Annotated in this window: 14 protein-coding genes and 1 pseudogene; 10 read left to right on the forward strand and 5 right to left on the reverse strand. The window is 48.3% G+C overall.

From position 1 onward, the window contains the following. Positions 1–101: 101 nt before the first annotated feature. Entirely contained in the window at positions 102–2,084 is a 1,983-nt protein-coding gene (locus A3849_RS27680; RefSeq protein ID WP_074114299.1) for a glycoside hydrolase family 31 protein, read from the forward strand. Positions 2,085–2,124: 40 nt separating this feature from the next. On the opposite strand, the gene A3849_RS27685 is transcribed toward A3849_RS27680, so the two are convergent. After that, positions 2,125–2,916: a helix-turn-helix transcriptional regulator gene (locus A3849_RS27685; protein ID WP_074106648.1), complete on the reverse strand. Its 792-nt coding sequence runs from the start codon at positions 2,914–2,916 to the stop codon at positions 2,125–2,127. A gap of 183 nt (positions 2,917–3,099) precedes the next feature. Between A3849_RS27685 and A3849_RS27690 the strand changes: the two genes are divergently transcribed. The 4 genes and pseudogenes from A3849_RS27690 to A3849_RS33155 all read left to right on the forward strand — a co-directional run. Next, complete coding sequence (locus A3849_RS27690; RefSeq protein ID WP_074114300.1) at positions 3,100–4,914, forward strand: family 43 glycosylhydrolase; 1,815 nt, start codon at positions 3,100–3,102, stop codon at positions 4,912–4,914. 72 nt (positions 4,915–4,986) lie between these two features. Next, the gene (locus tag A3849_RS27695) at positions 4,987–6,519 is read left to right on the forward strand and encodes a carboxylesterase/lipase family protein (protein ID WP_074114301.1); all 1,533 of its coding nucleotides are present in this window, start codon (positions 4,987–4,989) and stop codon (positions 6,517–6,519) included. A gap of 13 nt (positions 6,520–6,532) precedes the next feature. Next, the gene (locus A3849_RS27700; RefSeq protein WP_074114302.1) at positions 6,533–7,321 is read left to right on the forward strand and encodes an alpha/beta hydrolase; all 789 of its coding nucleotides are present in this window, start codon (positions 6,533–6,535) and stop codon (positions 7,319–7,321) included. 447 nt (positions 7,322–7,768) lie between these two features. Further along, positions 7,769–7,924: pseudogene (locus tag A3849_RS33155) on the forward strand (IS5/IS1182 family transposase); the annotation flags it as partial. Between the two features lie 419 nt (positions 7,925–8,343). Here A3849_RS33155 and A3849_RS27710 read toward each other — a convergent pair. The 3 genes from A3849_RS27710 to A3849_RS27720 are packed head-to-tail and all read right to left on the reverse strand — an operon-like array spanning position 8,344 to position 12,049. After that, the gene (locus A3849_RS27710) at positions 8,344–10,134 is read right to left on the reverse strand and encodes a type 2 periplasmic-binding domain-containing protein (RefSeq protein ID WP_083613694.1); all 1,791 of its coding nucleotides are present in this window, start codon (positions 10,132–10,134) and stop codon (positions 8,344–8,346) included. A gap of 41 nt (positions 10,135–10,175) precedes the next feature. Further along, complete coding sequence (locus tag A3849_RS27715) at positions 10,176–11,138, reverse strand: carbohydrate ABC transporter permease (RefSeq protein ID WP_218619268.1); 963 nt, start codon at positions 11,136–11,138, stop codon at positions 10,176–10,178. Next, positions 11,135–12,049, reverse strand: a complete 915-nt coding sequence (locus A3849_RS27720; protein ID WP_074114303.1) for an ABC transporter permease subunit — start codon at positions 12,047–12,049, stop codon at positions 11,135–11,137. Before A3849_RS27720 ends, A3849_RS27715 begins: the two co-directional genes overlap by 4 nt. 617 nt (positions 12,050–12,666) lie before the next feature. Here A3849_RS27720 and A3849_RS27725 point away from each other — a divergent pair. The 5 genes from A3849_RS27725 (at position 12,667) to A3849_RS27745 (ending at position 17,904) form a co-directional block, all read left to right on the forward strand. Continuing rightward, entirely contained in the window at positions 12,667–13,656 is a 990-nt protein-coding gene (locus A3849_RS27725) for a glycoside hydrolase family 43 protein (RefSeq protein WP_074114304.1), read from the forward strand. A 77-nt stretch (positions 13,657–13,733) separates the two neighbouring features. Then, the gene (locus A3849_RS27730) at positions 13,734–14,894 is read left to right on the forward strand and encodes a glycoside hydrolase family 27 protein (protein ID WP_074114305.1); all 1,161 of its coding nucleotides are present in this window, start codon (positions 13,734–13,736) and stop codon (positions 14,892–14,894) included. A 50-nt stretch (positions 14,895–14,944) separates the two neighbouring features. Continuing rightward, positions 14,945–15,106 carry a hypothetical protein gene (locus A3849_RS27735; RefSeq protein ID WP_218618688.1) on the forward strand — a complete coding sequence of 54 codons (162 nt, stop codon included), beginning with the start codon at positions 14,945–14,947 and terminating at the stop codon, positions 15,104–15,106. Positions 15,107–15,134: 28 nt separating this feature from the next. Continuing rightward, positions 15,135–16,706 carry a glycoside hydrolase family 43 protein gene (locus tag A3849_RS27740; RefSeq protein ID WP_074114307.1) on the forward strand — a complete coding sequence of 524 codons (1,572 nt, stop codon included), beginning with the start codon at positions 15,135–15,137 and terminating at the stop codon, positions 16,704–16,706. A 79-nt stretch (positions 16,707–16,785) separates the two neighbouring features. After that, entirely contained in the window at positions 16,786–17,904 is a 1,119-nt protein-coding gene (locus A3849_RS27745) for a GNAT family N-acetyltransferase (protein WP_074114308.1), read from the forward strand. 110 nt (positions 17,905–18,014) lie between these two features. Here A3849_RS27745 and A3849_RS27750 read toward each other — a convergent pair whose 3' ends face one another. Beyond that, positions 18,015–18,872: an AraC family transcriptional regulator gene (locus A3849_RS27750; protein ID WP_074114309.1), complete on the reverse strand. Its 858-nt coding sequence runs from the start codon at positions 18,870–18,872 to the stop codon at positions 18,015–18,017. Between the last annotated feature and the right edge of the window lie 227 nt (positions 18,873–19,099).

Below are 19,099 nucleotides of genomic sequence, written 5' to 3' on the forward strand. Positions count from 1 at the left end.
TATCGTATGATAGATGCGTACTTTTATGTGTAGTATGGCGGTTCTGCACTCTTTATAATGTGGTTGCAACCTTATTATAGAACTGTTGGAGGTATCGTGCTATGTTTCGTGAAGAGAATGGAAGACTGATTAGAGAATATGACCATGAAAGAGTCTGGATCGAACCTTGGGGTGAACATGCGCTGCGTGTCCGGGCTTCCTATTCGGAGATCACCGATGATGATTGGGCGCTCTTGCCTGCACCTGCGATTAAATGTGAGGTAACCATCGATAAGGGGAAAGCGACGATTGTTAACGGAAATATCAAGGCGGAGATCACTGACAAAGGGCAGATTTTCTATTATAACCAGCATGGCAAACTATTGCTTAACGAAACGGAAGATACCTATCAATTAAAATATGGAGGAAGAGAACTCCGGGCCATTCCCGGCGGCAGTGATTATTCCGTGAAGCTCCGGCTGGAAGCGGATCCTTCGGAGAAGCTGTATGGCATGGGGCAATACCAGCATCAATTCTTGAATTTAAAGGGCTGCTCCTTGGAGCTGACCCACCGCAACAGCCAGATCAGTGTTCCGTTTGTACTCTCCAGTGCCGGTTATGGCTTTTTGTGGCACAATCCGGCAATCGGGCAGGCGCATTTCAGTCTGAATGTTACGGAATGGACGGCCCCCTCGGCCAAACAACTGGATTATTGGATCACAGCCGGTGATACTCCTGCGGAAATCGAGGAAGCCTATGCCAAGGCTACCGGAACGGTACCGATGATGCCGGACTACGCCATGGGTTTCTGGCAATGCAAGCTTAGGTACCGTACACAGGAAGAATTACTGGAGGTGGCCAGGGAGTATAAACGCCGGAATCTGCCTATCGATGTTATCGTAGTAGATTTTTTTCACTGGACGAATCAAGGGGACTGGAGATTTGACCCCGATTACTGGCCTGATCCTGAGGGGATGGTGCAAGAACTGCAGGAGCTGGGGATAGAGTTAATGGTCTCCGTATGGCCCACCGTACAAACAGAGAGCGAGAACTATCAGGAGATGCTGGAAAAGGGCTATCTGCTCCGCTCCGACCGCGGTGTCCGCACCCAATTCCAGTTTCTTGGACAAAACTCCATTTTTGATGCAACCAACCCTGAAGCCCGGCAATTTCTATGGGGACTGATTAAGCAGAACTATTATGACAAAGGCATACGGGTATTCTGGCTCGATGAGGCAGAGCCTGAACTGACTGTCTACGACCACGATATTTACCGTTACCATATCGGATCCAGCAAGCAAATCGGAAATATTTATCCGGTGAAGTTCAGCCAGACCTTTTATGATGGAATGTCCGCCGAGGGACAATCGGGCATCATCAATCTGGTGCGCTCCGCTTGGGCGGGAAGCCAGCGATATGGTGCTCTCGTATGGTCCGGAGATATACACTCCAGCTTCAGAGTTCTGGGCATTCAGGTGAGAGCTGGCCTAAATATGGCTATGGCGGGCATTCCTTGGTGGACAACGGATATCGGCGGCTTTCATGGAGGCAATCCGGAAGACGCTTCGTTCCGTGAGCTGATGGTGCGCTGGTTCCAATACGGTGCGTTCTCTCCGGTTTTTCGGCTTCATGGCGACCGCCAGCCTTTTGTTCCGCCTACCGGGACGAAGGGGGGCGGCGTATGCGGCAGCGGCTCGGATAATGAGGTATGGAGCTACGGGGAAGAGGCATACGACATATTCAAGGAATTCTTGCAGGTCAGAGAGCGGCTGAAGCCCTATATCTCTGGTTTGATGAAGGCTGCTCATGAGAAGGGGACACCACCGATGCGTCCTTTGTTCTATGATTTCCCTCAGGACCCGGAAGCCTGGGAAGTGGAAGACCAGTATATGTTCGGTCCCGATCTCCTAGTTGCCCCAGTGCTGTTCGAAGGTGTAAGGGAGCGCAAGGTATATTTACCGGCAGGATCCCATTGGACCCATGCCTATACCCGTGAAAAATTTGCAGGCGGTCAGGTCATCCTGTCGGATGCGCCGCTACATCAGATTCCCCTGTTCTTGCGTGATGATTCGGCGCTGCCTGTCCTTGGTGAACCCGGAATATAGAGAGGGGCTGCCCAAGCTGAACCTGGGAGCCGCTCTCAAATCATTTGTCAGCCGGTTCCTTTGGTTCCTTGGAGACGAGGGTCTCCCGGTAAGCCTTGGGGGAGTAACCCGTAAGCTGCCGAAACTGTCTGCAGAAATGCTCCACATTGGCATACCCGCAAAGCGTTGCGACCTCGGCAATTTTATGTGGACCAAAGCCAAGCTTTTCTTTGGCCAGCCGAATCCGGCAATGAATGACATCCTCCATGCAGGAGATCCCGAAGGTGGATTTATATATCGTCTGCAGATAGCCTGCACTGATATGCAGATACTCTGCCATTAAGGAAACGGTCCAAGGATGGCCGGGGTTATTGTAAAGCGTCTTACGCAAGCTTAGAAGATTATAATATTGCGGGTTCAGCTTGTCCTGGGACGCTTCACACAGCTTATTGAAGATAATTCGAAACAGGTAGTCGATGGACAGTTCCCTGTAATCATTCTGAAAAGTATGCTCAAAGGTCAGCAGTTGAAACAGCTGATGGCAATAGCTGGGGTCCGGCAGCGAGAATGGGACACCAACAGGCAAAGTGGTTTCAGTGATGTAGGATTCGTCCGCATCGAAACGGACCCAGTCGTTAACGTACTTATTGGAACAAGCACGATAATAGATAGTGTGCTTAGGAGGATAAAGAATAACAGAGTGGGCCGGATACTCTTTCAATTCTCCGTTTACTTCAAACAACGCCGGAGTTTGTGTGAGCACCAGAAGCCAGGCATCATGGCCATCGGGAATACTGAAGACAAAATCGTCAGGATGAGTAGCATCAAATTCGACATAATGAATCTTGGGCATTGGCTTCTCCTTTCTTCGGATACATCAATTAATGAGCAGGATATATCATTGTTTGGGATTCAGTATTTTTCTATAATTTACATTGTGTATTAAAGGAATTTGGGGTAAAATCCTGAATTCCAATGCTGAAATGGTACTTAATGGTCATTAGGATTTATCAATAATGAAGGGGGTCATTTGTTAATGATACCACAACAACACGAAGATCGGAATTATATCCTTTGCTATACCCGGATACCTCAGGAGGATATGGTATATGCTCCGAAGCTGGCGCACAGCATGCATTTGGCTTATTGCAACGACGGGCTTCTCTTTCAGGAATTAAACCATAATTCGGGAGTCTTATTCGCGAAGGCGGCAGAGAACGAGGATGGTACACTCCGGGCCAAGAGCTTGAAGAATCCGTATCTGTTCCACACTTCCGAGGGGAGTTTCGGGGTGATCGCAGTCCGTACAGAGGCTGAAGGCGAAGCCGATGCAGAGAGTAAGGGGAAAGTGCTGCTGTTCTCCTCCGGTGACTTGCTGCAATACAACGAAGTTGGTCTGCTGGAGCTTAAGGCGGATACTTATGTAAGCGATGTCTCCTGCGAGTACGACGCCGCCCGGAAAGGCTACCTGATCCGCTGGATCGATGAGCGGGGGAATGGTTATCAGAATTTTATAGCTGATATCATGAGTCTGAAGGGAATCTCAGCACCGGAAGCGGCGCAGCCTTTTACCCTGGAGGCAGTGCTTGCCGATATTGAGGGGGTCCTGCCGCGTAATTACATCCCGGTATCGAAAGAAATAGCGCGCAGGCTCTACTATAAGCTTACGGTTCCAACCAACATTGCCATTGAAGTTCCAGACTGCGTGACAGCGGCATCGGAAGAGGACTTGGATGAGATCCGGGCAACGGCTCTCTACAGTGACGGCACCCAAGCGCTGAAAAGAGTGGATTGGAATACGGAAGAAATCCATTGGGACAAGGCTGGAACTTATAGAATTTCCGGTGAAGTCCATCAGGATCATTACCCGTTTCCGGTTGCATTTGACCGTGCAGATCCCTGCATAGCGAAATGGAAAGGGAAGTATTATTTCATTGCTACCAACGATGCGGACCAAAATCACACGTTATATATGCGGGAAGCAGATACCATCCCCGGGCTGGCAGATGCCGAGGAAGTATTGATTCTGGATTCGAACACCTATGAACAGATCGGCGGACTGCTGTGGGCACCGGAATTTCACATCATTGAGGATGAACTATATCTCTTTCATGCGGCAACACCGGGGGAGTTCCTGCATGAAGAGTCGCATGTCATGAAGTTACGTACAGAAGGAAATCCGATGTGTGCTGCTGACTGGTCGATGCCTAAGCGTGTAGTGAAGAAAGATGGTACATATTTATGCGAAGCAGGCAAAACCATTTCCCTCGATATGACTGTCATTCAATGGAACGGGGAGCATTACGCGGCATGGTCGGAGCGCCAGTTCGTGCCTGCCGATCTTGGAGCCTGGATCTATATCGCCACCATTGACCCGAAGGAGCCGTGGAAGCTGACCAGTGATCCGGTACTTCTGACCAAACCCGATTACGGGTGGGCCAATAATCATACTTTTGTAGATGAGGGGCCGTTTGCCCTCTACACCGAAGACAAATTATTTTTGACCTTTGCCAGCGCGGCAGTGGATGCAACCTATGTTGTGGGTCTCTTGACTGCCGAAAAGGATGCGGATTTGCTGGACACCCGCAGCTGGACCAAAGGGAATTATCCGCTGCTGACCTCCAGAAGTGTTCCCGGAGAATATGGGCCGGGCCACAACTCCTATGTGACAGATGATGATGGGGTCATTTGGAATGCTTATCATGCAAGACCGGGGATTGACGGACCGAGAAGTTCAGGCTTACGGCGCGTGCATTTTGATATTGATGGTGTTCCGGTTTTGGATCTGACAGAAGAGAAAGATTTGAACCGGGAGCTAAAGAAGGTATCTATGAATGTAGCCGTGAGATAAATGCGGGTTGCTTAAACGGAACCAGCTGATTCCTGTGTGCTTAAACGCTGATATTCAGAGAGGGGTAATGGCATGTTAAGAGCAGTGCGTGTTGAAAATGGTATCGTTCAGGGGTTACCGGCAGCTGATCCGCGTATTACCAGCTACAAGGGAATTCCGTTTGCGGCCCCGCCTGTGGGGGGGAACCGCTGGCGTGCCCCCCAGCCTGTACAGAACTGGGAAGGGGAATTGAAAGCGTATGATTTTGCTCCTATTTCGATGCAGGCCCCGACAGTTATAGATGTGAATAATATTTATACCCGCGAATGGTCGGTCGATCCGGATCTTCCGATGGATGAGGACTGTCTGTACCTGAATGTCTGGACACCGGCCGTCAGCGCCGATGAGAAGCTTCCTGTCTTTGTGTGGTATTTTGGCGGAGGACTCCAGGTGGGCCATACCGCTGAAATGGAGTTTGACGGCGAACGCATTGCCCGCAGAGGGATTGTCGTAGTGACCGTAAATTACCGCCTGAACGCATTTGGCTTTCTGAGCCATCCTGAGATTACTGCAGAATCCCCCGAAGCTCCCGCGAATTTCGGACATCTGGATCAGCAGGCTGGCACACAGTGGGTGAAACGCAATATCGCTGCTTTTGGCGGAGACCCGGACCAAATCACAATCGGCGGACAATCGGCCGGCGGCGGAAGTGTGCTGAGCCAACTGACCTCGCCGCAGAATGAAGGGTTGTTTCAGCGGGCTGTGATTATGAGCGGGATCTTTACTCCACTGTACCCGGATAACCCGGTGCCTCCGCAGCACCGGACCTTGAAAGATGCTGAAGAGGAGGGTGCAGCGTTCTTTGAATTTATGGGAGTGTCGACCCTGGAAGAGGCCCGCAAGCTGGATGCCGTCTATATTCGCGATAAAATGCTGGAGTATGGCAGCTTCTGGGGCACGGTCATGGACCAGTTGTACTGTCCGGGCGACCCGTATGACCTTTTTCTGAAGGGACAGCACCATAAGGTACCGGTCATGCTGGGAAATACCTCTTCCGAATTTTTTGCTGTTCCAGGTGCTGGAAGCGTGGATGAATTCAGAGCCATGGCGGCTATAATGTTCGGCGGGGAAGCGGAAGAGTACCTTAAGTTATGCGGCGTTGATTCAGGAAAGCTGGAAGAAATGATCCAGAAGGCTTCCGTAAGCAATATTGAATATGCGATCCGTGTTGCCGTTAAGGCCAACAGTGATTCCGGCAGCGGCGTTCCGATGTATTATTACACGTTTGATGCCGACATTCCCGGATGGGATGATCCGGGAACCTTCCATTCGGTGGATCTGTGGTTCCACTTCGAAACGCTGGCCAAATGCTGGCGGCCTTTTGTAGGCAAGCATTATGACCTTGCACGCCAGATGTGCAATTATCTAGCCTATTTCATTGGAACGGGTGATCCCAACGGCAAGGACTCCACCGGTGAGGAGTTGCCTCTCTGGAGACCGTGTACGCCGGAAACGCCTTACGGAATGGCTTTTGGTGACAAGGCAGAATTTGAGGAGAAACCTCCAGGTGAGGTTATGCAATTTCTGGTCGGGCAATATTTCAAACGGCAATCCATTCATATATAGGAGATGAGCGTTAATGAACGAGAGCAATCCAGAGTATAAGATGCAAACGGCACCGGCCGGATATGATAAGGAGAGAGAAGACATTGCCCGGGGAATAATCCATACCGTAGAATATCCCTCTAGAGCGGTAGGCAATACCCGGAAGGCAATGGTCTATACACCTCCCGGCTATTCCGCTGAGCAAGAATATAGCGTTTTGTATCTGCTGCACGGGATTGGCGGGGATGAGACGGAATGGTACAATCACGGCAAGCCTCAGATCATTCTGGACAATCTGTATGCGGATCAAATGCTGAAGCCCATGATTGTGGTTCTTCCGAACGGCAGGGCGATGCTGAATGACCGGGCGGAAGGAGATCTTTTTGCTCCAGACAAGGTACAGGCGTTCGAAACCTTCGAATCGGATTTGCTTCATGATCTAATCCCCTATATCGAAGCGAATTATCCGGTCCGGACAGACCGGATGTACCGTGCCATTGCCGGATTATCCATGGGCGGAGGCCAATCCCTGAATATCGGTCTGAATAATATGGACCGTTTCGCCTGGATCGGGGCATTCTCTCCGGCTCCTAATACGAAGCTGCCTGAACTGTTGCTTCCAGAGCCGCAGAAGGCCGCAGAGCTGCTTAGTCTGCTCTGGCTATCGTGCGGGGATCTGGACAGTCTCAAGAATGTCAGCGACCGGACGCATGCATATTTGTCGCAGCATTCCGTGCCGCATATCTGGGTAGAGGAAAACGGTGACCATGATTGGCCGGTCTGGAAGAACGGTTTGTATCAGTTATCCAAGCTCATTTTTTAGCGGACCGGTTCAAGGATTAAGTAGAATATTCTAGTATGGGACCGTTCTTGGGTCTAAAAACCGAAAACGATAGCCCCCTGTTTTTAAGTAGGATCAACGTGAGCACTTGGTTGGACGCTGCGCGAACGGACCGTTGTTCCAATCGCTGTGCTCTCCAGATTTTTTTCATTCCCCTTAGCGGTGAAAATCCGGAGACCAAGGCGACCGCTGCCGCTTTTCCACAATCAGTCCGTCCTCTCCGCTGTTTAAGCGGGATACGAATTTTCACTCTTCAATAACACGAAAAAGAAATCGTTCTTTTGGTAAAATGGAGGTACCACCCAACCATTCCAAAGGCGCGATTTCTTTGTACATTCAATATAAGCATGGACCAACTTTGCTTGCCAATGGTTCTGGAAGATGACATTCCTTCTTACCACCTCGTTCGTGTCGTGAATGTCCAAAGATAAGCCCCTGAAAAAAGCCGTTTGGCAGCTCCGCAAGGATCTGCTGCCCAGACTGCTGAAATATGAGCAATACCAAACCCTGCTGGGGGACCGAAACAGCTTCAGCAAGAAGGACCCGGATGCAACCTTCATGCGGATGAAGGCTACGGCAGTGAAGAGAACTTGACGTATTTGGAAAACGAACACGTGTAGGCCGATTGAGAACTGGACGTACGACGAAGCCGGGGATACATGAGCATGTCCAACCAGACAAACGCTGCATTTCCGCAAAGAAGCTGAAGAACAACCGGGGCTTCCGGCGATTTCTGCTTCGAGGGATGGGAAAAGTGACCCTCGAAGTCGGGTGGCTTTTGCTTGCCCATAATCTGCTAAAGCAAGCCACAGTGGACCAAAAACACAAAGCAGCGCTTCTCCAAATACGGGAGAAGCGCTACTTTGCTCACTTTTTGTGGTTTTAAGAATGAAGAGAACGATCCCCCTCCATAGAAAATCTACTTTGTGAGACAGCCCCTTGCGTTTTAGCCCCTTTCCACTTAGTTAGAACAGAAGAGATGCATGTGCTTGAGCAATAATAATCTATTTGTTGGCGATTGCATCGGCACGCATTTTTACAATTTTTTGTGCTCTTTCTGTATCTACGGCAAGAACGTCATTCCAACCGAGACCCACTACATCGGACTGCAGCTTAGTCCAGAGCTTATCGAATTCTGCTTGATCCTTGGCGAATATCATTTTCCAGGAAGTGTTCTTCACATAATCCGAAATCTGACTGCGTTTATTCTTGATGTCCGAGGAGTCCGACCCGAGACTGGTATTAATGTTCGGCACGATATCGATCATATTGTTTTTCTGATAGTACTCTGTCGGAGTGGTTGCATTATAAGCCTTCTGCCATTCCGTAGTCAGAACCGTCTTGTTTGCCTCAATCGTTGAGCTCCAATAGGTGCTGTTGTAGAATTCCTTCGTATCAGGATCTACTACAAAGTCACTCATAATCATAGTATTGAGCTTACTCTGGCCGTCTTGATATCCGCCGCCGCCGTATTGATCTGGAACAGGGGTATTATCTTGGAAGGCCGTTTGTCCTACCTTGGTCAGCTTAAACTTGCCGTCAGTTGTCTTTTCATAGTTGAAGCCTTCAAATCCATTGGTATAGTAACGCAGGCCTTCCGGTGAGGACAGCCAATCCATGAATTCAATGATTCTTTCCGGATTCTTTGCTTTCGAACCAATGGCAAATACTCTTCCGTTCCCGAAGTAGGCATCACTATTCTGGATAATATGGGTATCAGCGATCGGGATGGCCACATTGCCGTCACCTTTATTGCCTCTTTCAATGGTATTGTAGAAGCCTCTTTGCCATGAATACCATAAGAGCAGGACCTGTTTGTTAGTCAGCTTTTCAGAGACTTTATTCCAATCCTGGGACGGCGAGTCCGGGTCAACGAGACCCATCTGATTAGCGTCATAATAGAACTGGAGGATTTTCTTGTACATGCTGTTGTCGTCAACGAGAGGAACGATATCGCCTTTTGCGTTTAACTGTAAGGTTGAGGTTCCGTCTGGCTGTTCATAACCGTACCAGTTACTCAGCCAACGAACATTTTCCATACTTCCGTTATCCCAGTCCTTCCACAAGGTAATTGGAACGATCGGTTTGCCGTCAGGTGTCTTGGGATACTTCGCCTGCATTTGCTTCAGTGCATTCAGAAGATCGGTCAGATTGTTCAGTTTGGGAGCCCCGATTCCCTTGTAATAATCCCAAGGCATTAGCGGACTGGAGTAAGGGAGTTCTTCCGAGAATGTGGTCGGTGAAGTGTCCGATGTAAAGGTTGGCAGCGCATAAATTTTGCCGTCTGGATTAATGCTTTCGAATGCAGTATTGAAGGGCTTGAAGTGATTATCTACATATTTGGACAGGTACTCCGTATTCTTGATCTTATCTGTGATATCCATAATCATACCCGCCGGAATTAATTCCTCGAGCTGACTGTTATCAATAATCAGGAGGTCTCCCAGATCCCCCGATGCCGACCTTGTCTTGTATAGCTGATCGCCGGCAACCTGCGGAGATAGAATATTTAGAGTGATATTGAATTTGTCCTTAATCAGTTTTCCGTACCATCCGGTCTGCTCACCCTGGTAATTTGCGGCATTGTCAAATACGGTAATGGTCAAAGGCTTGCTGTGGTCAATTCCTGTACCCGGATTGGATGATTCGGTGGCTGTACCCGCAGCAGGTGATCCCGTTGCTGTACCCGCATTATTAGAGTTACTACTGCATCCGCTCAATATCGTTGTTACCAGAAGCAGGGTGGTGCCGAACAGCATTGATGATGTTCTTGCCAGCTTGATGTGATTACTCATTTACAGCCCCCCAAATGATTAATTTATCATAATGGTGCAATTTAACCTTTGACTGCACCGATGATAATTCCTTTTACAAAGAATCTTTGGAAAATCGGATAAACCAGCAAAATAGGAGCGACAACGATAATGGTAACGGTCATACGAATAGATGTAGTAGTTTGCTTGGTGGACAGACTGGCCATGGCGGTAGATCCGGCATTCTGCAGATTGACCATGGTGGATAAGGAACTGGCCTGATTGATGTAGTTATACAGAATAAACTGCAAACTGTATAATTTGCTGTCGGTCACCAGCAACAGCGTATCCTGAAAGGAGTTCCACTGGTTCACTGCCGAGAATATGGCGACTGTCGCCAATATCGGTTTGCTAATGGGCAAGATAATTTTGTAAAAGATCGTCATAATCCCGGCACCGTCAATGCTGGCCGCCTGCTGTAATTCCTTCGGCGTGGATTCTACGAACGTTTTTACAAGAATGATGAAGAACGGGGCTACAATGGAAGGCAGGATGTATGCCAGGAAATTGTTCGTCAGATGCAGCGATCGCATGGTCAAATACCAGGGGATAATGCCGGCACTAAAGAACATCGTAATAATGGTAAAGCGGTACCAGAATTTTTTCCCCCACATATCCTCCTGGGCAAACATGAACCCCAAAAAGGCAGAGGCCCCGACCGTCAAGAGTGTACCAATAACCGTTCTCCCCAAAGAAATGACAAACGCATTCCACAGTCCCGGTATTTTGAACACGTCAACATAGTTCTGGAAATGGATCTGCCTAGGCCAAAACACAATTTCACCTTTGGCACTGAGATCATTGGCGCTTATGGTATTGATAATGATGGAGTAAAACGGATAGACACACATAAATGCAAAGAGAGAAAACAGCACGTAAATCACAACAGAAATCAGTTTGTCGGTTGCACTGACCTGCATTTTAATTTTGGGGGAGATGTTATTTTCTTTGGCATTCGGCGTTAAACCGGTCTGGTTGTCACTCATACGATGCCCTCTCCTCTTAACAATTTGGACAGCCCGTTTACGGAAAAGAGAAGCACTACACTAATCAGGCTCTTCAGCATACTGATCGCGACGGAAACGGAATAGCTGCCGCCTCCCATGGCCAGGTTGTATACATATAGATCCAATACCTGGATGGTGTCTTTGTTGAAGGCATTCTGGAAAACAAAATATTGCTCCAGCCCATTGTTCAGGAAGCTGGCAATCTGGAGCATCAACAGCACAAAATAAGTCGGCAGCATACTTGGCAGAACTACATGCCGGATGACCTGCATTCTTGTCGCACCATCTACATAAGCCGCTTCGTACAGGGACTCATCAATACTCATAATCGCCGCTATATACAAAATGGCCGACCAGCCCAGTGACTTCCAGGTGGCCCATATCCACATCGTAATCCAGACATGATCCGAGTTCTGAAGAAAGAGTATAGGAGAGTCACTCAGCCCCATCTGGTTCAAAAAGCCGTTGACGACCCCTTCACTGGAGAACATGGAAAATGCCAGGGAATAGACCAGTACCCAGCTGATAAAGTTCGGAAGGGTCGTTACGGTCTGGATAAATTTGCGGAAACGGACGGCTTTGATCTCTGTTAGGAAGATGGCAAAGATCATAGGGAGCCAAGAGAAAAGAATACTCAGCCCACTGATGCCGAAGGTGTTTTTGATGACCTGAAGCAGCTGATCGACTTTTACCTGGTTCTCTACCAGGGAATGAAACCATTTCAACCCGACAAAAGGCGATTCTGACAGCGGAATCGGCGGCATATAGTCAAAGAATGCATACACCCAGCCATAGAGCGGATAGTACGCAAAGATAGCAAGTAAAACCATAAAGGGCGAAATATAAAGAAATTTTCGAATAGAATTGCTTCTCATGCTGTGACTACGCATAGGTTCACTCCCCCTTTGTATAATTGGAGCCTTTCACAGGGCTGCTATACCCTAAGCCTACTGGCGGACAGGCACTCCTCCTTCCATGAACCATTTGCGGCTTGGCCGCGGGCTAATCCGAAAGTTATTCACCCTAACCCCCTTTTACATGTTAGCGCTTACATAACCATGCAACTATAATAAATTATCGTTTTCATTCAAACAATGACCGATCCTCACGACTTATTGATCTATTATTAGATAAAACTCATTTGTGATAACAGTTAAACTTTAAATATTAAAATAATTAGTATAAATGGAAAATATTTATGAACGGCGAAGCGATTCAGCTTATGCAGGATTTAGGCAATACCTCCCAGCAGTTCAGATTGATCAAATTAAGCAATGTGTTGTCCGATACCAGGTTGATTTCTGCAATCTGCCGGTAGTCCTGCAATAAACGTATAAGATTTATAGGGAGAATTCTTTACTTTTGGTATGGGTGAGGGCTGGAAGAGTACAGTACAATATGTATTGTAAGCGGTTGCTGAATAGGCTTCTATTATTCCTGCCGTCTTAGTTTCAGTACGAAGAGATGTTCCTTCCAGCCAATAGACTCAAGAAGAGGAGATTTATACATGAATCAGTTGCCCAAACCCAACGAGCCACTCGTAACCCACATCTACACAGCGGACCCGTCCGCCCACGTATTTGAAGGCAAAATTTATATTTATCCTTCCCATGACCTGGATCATAATGGACCGGACAATGACAACGGTGACCAGTATGCAATGGAAGACTATCATGTCCTATCCATAGAGAATTTCGAATCCCCTGTGACAGATCACGGGCAAGTGCTGCATCTGAGCGAGATTCCCTGGGCTTCGCAACAACTATGGGCGCCTGATGCCGCGTATAAGAACAATACTTACTATTTATTTTTCCCGGCCCGCGACCGGGAGGGAGTGTTCCGCCTGGGTGTGGCGACGGCATCATCTCCGGCTGGTCCGTTCTCGCCGCAGCCGGACTATATTCCCGGCAGCTTCAGTATCGACCCTGCTGTTTTTGTGGATGAAGACGACCGGGCGTATATTTACTTTGGCGGCCTCTGGGGAGGTCAGCTTGAACAATGGCAGACTGGCACCTTCCGGCCGGGTGCGGAAGGGCCTGCCCTTGACCAGCCTGCATTAGGGCCGCGTGTGGCACTGTTAAGCGAAGATATGCTGTCCTTACAGGAGGCGCCGCAAGAAATTTCCATTGTGGATGAAGAAGGAAATCCGATTCTTGCCGGTGATGAGGACCGGAGATATTTTGAAGGACCATGGGTTCATAAATATAATGGTCATTACTATTTGTCTTATTCGACAGGCACGAAGCATACCTTGGTCTATGCGGTCAGCAAGCATCCGGCGGGTCCTTTTACCTTCAAGGGTGAGATTCTGTCACCGGTTATCGGGTGGACTACGCATCACTCCATCGTTCAGTTTGAAGAGAAGTGGTATCTGTTCTACCATGACAGCTCCCTGTCTGAGGGTGTCAATCATAAACGCTGCGTCAAATATACGGAGCTGCACTATAATCCGGACGGCACCATTCAGAAGATTAATCCATACCCTTCTGGGGAATAGGGACCTGCAATCCACAACAGCTATGCTGTCCAGTAAAGGACGGTGTAGCTGGATTATACGAAAGGATGAATACTTTGATGAACAAACAACAACTCGGCTTGACACCGCCCATGGGATGGAATTCATGGAACACCTTTACATGGGACATTAATGAGCAGCTTATCCGGGAAGCCGCCGACACACTTGTTGCAGAGGGGTTCAAGGATGCGGGATATGAGTACATTGTTATTGATGATTGCTGGAGCCTGAAAGAAAGGGACAAGGATGGCAAGCTGGTGGCTGATCCGGTCAAATTCCCGAACGGAATGAAGGCGCTTGCAGATTACATTCATGCCAAGGGTTTAAAGTTTGGGATGTACTCTTGTGTAGGAACACATACATGCGCAGGATATCCGGGGAGCTTTGAACATGAATTTCAGGATGCGGAATTGCTGGCAGAATGGGGCGTAGATTTTTTGAAGTATGATTACTGCTTCAAGCCCAGACATATATCGGGGGAACTGCTGTACAAACGAATGAGCCTGGCACTCAAAAACTGCGGAAGAGACATCCTGTTCTCAGCATGCAATTGGGGTGAGGACAATGTATACCATTGGATTCGTGAATCAGGCGCTCATATGTACCGGTCCACAGGGGATATTCAGGATAGCTGGGATTCCATCAAGAGTTTAGCTTTGTCACAGCTTGATAAGGCCTGCTACACAGGAGCATATTGTCATAATGATATGGATATGCTGGTTGTCGGCATGTATGGAGGCAGCAACAGCGACTTTATCGGAAGTCAAATCGGCGGTTGTAGTGATGTGGAGTACAAGACCCATTTTTCGTTATGGAGCATGATGGGATCTCCGCTGATGATTGGCAGTGACATCCGGAAAACCAGCCAGGCCACCAAAGATATTCTGATGAACGGGGATTTGATTGCTATTAATCAGGATGTGGAGGGCCGCGGTGCTTATCGCATCAAGCCGGAACCGCAATGGTTTCATGCGGATGATGTATTTATGCTGGTGAAAGTGTTAACTGACGGAGACGTGGCGATAGGTTTCTTCAATTTAAGTGATGGTCAAAGGGAAATGTCGTTGCAGTTCTGGGATATCGGACTCCCCTATGCTTCCGGAAAATCGCTGTCGCTGTATGACTGCTGGGAACATAAAGAAATCGGCGTATTCAGAGAAAGATATGCTCCTGTAGTTCCTGCTCATGATTGTCTGATTGTGCGGGCGAAATTGGTGTAAAGGATCACATGAACATGAATAGGACATGCAGAACATGCGGAGTTCCCTTAATGACGGATGATGTGGCGATTTACCTGAAGCTTGTTACGCGTAACGCCCAAGACTTCCTGTGTATAGACTGTCTCGGCGAGCAACTGAAATGCGGGCGCAGTCCCATTGAGAAATTGATCAAATATTTCCGGGAATCCGGGAATTGTGTGCTGTTTCGATAAGCTGGACTATGACTGGAGGAGTAAAAGAATGACAACTGCGATTGAACACAATTCCGTTACTTATAATAATCCGATTATGCCAGGTTTTTATCCGGACCCGTCAGTATGCCGGGTGGGGGAAGACTATTATTTGGTGACATCGACATTTGCTTATTTTCCTGGGGTGCCGATTTTCCATAGCCGTGATCTTGTCCATTGGAAGCAGATTGGCAACGTGCTTAACCGCCCTTCACAATTGAACTTACAGGGTGCGAGGCACTCAGGGGGGATTTTTGCCCCAACCCTACGCTACCATGAGGGCATGTTCTATATGATTACGACCAATGTAACACACGGCGGTAATTTCGTTGTTACAGCAACCCATCCTGCCGGGCCGTGGTCGGAGCCCTATTTTATTCAAGGAGCGGTGGGGATTGACCCCACGATTTTCTTTGATGATGACGGAAGAACCTATTATTTGGGTACAAGGCCTAACTCGACTGGAGTACGTTATGACGGCAACTGGGAAGTATGGATTCAGGAACTGAACTTGGAGACCATGGAGCTTGCGGGGGAGAGCTATGTCCTGTGGAGAGGTGCCATGACAGATGTGATCTGGCCGGAAGGGCCGCATCTGTACAAGAAAGATGACTTCTATTATTTAATGATTGCCGAGGGGGGAACAGGGCCGAATCACGCGGTGACCGTCGCACGCAGCCAGAAGCTGACAGAAGGCTATACCGGGAATCCGAACAACCCGATCATTACACATCGTCATCTGGGCAAACATTATCCGGTTATCAATGTGGGGCATGCCGATTTAGTTCAGGCTGAAGACGGTCAATGGTATATGGTGATGCTCGCCTCACGTCCTTATGGAGGCAGCTATAGTAATTTGGGGCGGGAGACGTTTCTTGCTTCAGTGATCTGGGAGGATGGATGGCCAGTAGTCAATGAGGGCCGGGGAATTCTGCAGGAGCAGGGGCTTATAGGATTGACGCCGGTTCCGGTGGAGCCGCAATTACGCTGCGACCATTTTGACAGTGATAAACTGGCACTTCAATGGATGTTCTTAAGAAATCCGCAGGCGGATTTATATTCATTGACCGAACGTAAAGGATATTTGCGGCTAAAGCTAAAACCTCAAACGTTTAAAGATCAGGATAATCTCAGCTTTGTCTGTTTGCGGCAACAACATTTTGATTATACGGCTGCAGCAGTGATGGAGTTTGAGGCGGGGAGCATCCATGAATCGGCAGGTTTGGCTGTCATTCAAAATGACCTGTATCATATCCGCTTTGAGCGTGTGTTGCATGATAACAGACAAGCCTTACGAGTTGTGACCTGCATCAATGGCCTGGAGACGAATGTTGCACAGGCAGAGGTAGATGCTCAGCGTTTGTATTTAAAGATGGCTGCAAGAGGCCAGGAGCTGAGCTTCTATTACAGCACGGACGGAGATCAATATCATTTGGTTACAGAACATGTGGATACGAGGAGTTTGAGTACTGAGGTGGCAGGCGGATTTGTGGGCTGCTGCATAGGAATGTATTGTACGAGTAACGGTACGGCCTCTGACAATGCGGCAGATTTTGATTGTTTTGAATATAGCTCCTATTAAAGCTTATAATTGATGTGGCCGCAGCCGGGCGGAGGAAATCGGAATGACATGCGGCAGGTTTATGAAAGGATAGGGGAAAATGATTAAATACAGAACGGCAACTCCCGATGAGCGTGAGGAATGCATAGATTTGGCCAACTATGCTTTTCGCTTGGATTTTGAAGCCCTGATGCCCAAAGCCTATGACAAGAACGTAGATTCATCAGCTATGCATAAGGTTGCTGTGGATGAAAAAGGCGGGCTGCGCGCACAGGTGGCTGTTTTTCCCGAGCCTCTGACGGTATGTGAGTATACGCTGCGAACCGGCTATTTGGGTACCGTATCGGTCCATCCGCGTGCGCGTGGCGAAGGGCATATGAAGGCACTCATGGACATGTGGCTTGAAGAACTGCGCAATACGTGTGATATGGTTGTGTTATATGGTCAGCGGCAGAGATATGAGTATTTCGGCTTCACACTTGGCGGTGTAAAGTTCAAGTATTTCGTTGGGGAGGCCAATGTGCGTCATGGCTTAAGAGATGTGAACGACACTGGAATATCCTTCAGCCCGTTATTCGAGATTGAAGGAGCAGAAGCCTTTGCGCACAGCATAAACACCTCGCGGCTGGCTTATATTGAGCGTAATTCACAGCAATTGCCGCTTATTTTCAATTCCCTTCATCAAAAGGCACTTGGTGTCCTGGATAAAGGGAAGCTGATCGGGTATCTGATTGTAAACGAAGCAGGCGATGAAATATCTGAATTCGCGATGGCAAATGCGGACGATATTGCACGGACGATCAAGGCTTACAGGGGGTATAGCAGAGCAGAGCGAATCACGATTTATACGCCGGAATATGACATTTCTCTGAATGAGGTTCTTGGCAGCATCGCTGACGACTATGTTATCGAGACCTCTGATATGTATCATATACTGGATTTCGCCAATGTCTTGAAGGCTTATCTGACGCTTAAGTTCAAGACCACAGGGATTGTCCAGGGGGAATTCTCCGCAGTAATGGACGGTCAGCCGGTTACTGCGCGGGTGGATGCGGGTGGCGTGACTGTCGAGCGGTCGGCTAAACCGGGTGCAGTTGTCCTCAACAAGCAGCAGGCTCAGGCGCTTCTTCTTACACAACACAGTCGTTATATGGCAGTGGAAGTGCCTACAGGATGGTTTCCGCTGCCCATATTCTGGTACAAGATTGATAAATTCTGATTAATCCACTACTCACGATATCCCCAAAAAGACAAAAAGGCCAAAGGCGAACTAAAGTTGCCTCTGGCTTTTTGTCTTTTTGGTCTGTGGTAAGAGGTTGAAAGAGCCTCTCAAGCATGCTTAACCGCTTTATATTTTCCCGGGGGGATCCCGGCTATTTTTTTGAAACTCCTTATAAAATTGGCATAGTCGCTGAACCCGGACAGCTCACAGGCTTCGGCAACGGTCCTGCCGGCGGACAGGTGGATCATAGCCAGTGAAATGCGCTTGTCGACAATATAGGACCGTATCGTAAGTCCGGTATGCTCCCTGAATTGCTGGCTTATATATTTGCCGCTGTAATGAAACTGCTGCTCCAGCTGCTCAGAAGAAATAGATTCAAGCAGGTGCTCCTGGATATAGGTCATAGTCTTGCGGACCAGCTCCGGCATGAGATTGTTCGATTGGTATGTGGATGACGGATACAGGGTGTTAGTAAACACAAGCAGTTGGGTTGCGTAGGCTTCCGCCAGAAGATCCTGTCCGTATGCCTCCGAGTTGAGGCAGGAGATCAATTGCGCGGCAAGCCCGCAATACAACACAATTTGGTCCTGGGAGAGCCGGGTTAGATTGTGCTGTCCGAAGGGATGGGATTCGAAACAGGATAACAGATTAGAGCGATGACTTGAAAGTCTCTCCAAGGCTGACTTCTTGATATTCAGCCCTATACGTTCATACATTTGGTTGTCGATACAGATACAACGGTGCATTTCGCCGGGGCTGATGATGATTAAATCGCCAGGAGACAGTTTGTAGCAGGACTGCTCAAGATACATGTAAGCATTGCCTCTTAGGAACAAATATATTTCGTAAGCATCGTGGCGGTGATAAGGCAAGGCCGGGTTGATCAGCTCCGTATCTGTTGTTTTATGAAAGCAAAACAATTCTTTTTGAATAGGTGCGAAAATATAGTTGGTACCCTGATTCATAACATCCGATCCTTTTATTGTAACTTTTGGGATTATAGGTATCCGCGCAATATTGTAGCGTTTATTTGCAAGGATTATACAGCAGATACTTATTATAATACAGGAAAAGGAAGCGCTTGCAAGTGCTGCAAGAAATGTGGACAAGCTTAGGGAAGGTACGGCAGCCGCTTCGATCAGACAGGAGGTGACAAGAGCAGGGTTTGGAGGAATTTACTCGATGAGGGGAT

It is taken from the genome of Paenibacillus sp. P46E (assembly GCF_001909095.1).
Taxonomy (GTDB): Bacteria; Bacillota; Bacilli; order Paenibacillales; family Paenibacillaceae; genus Paenibacillus_AQ; species Paenibacillus_AQ helianthi.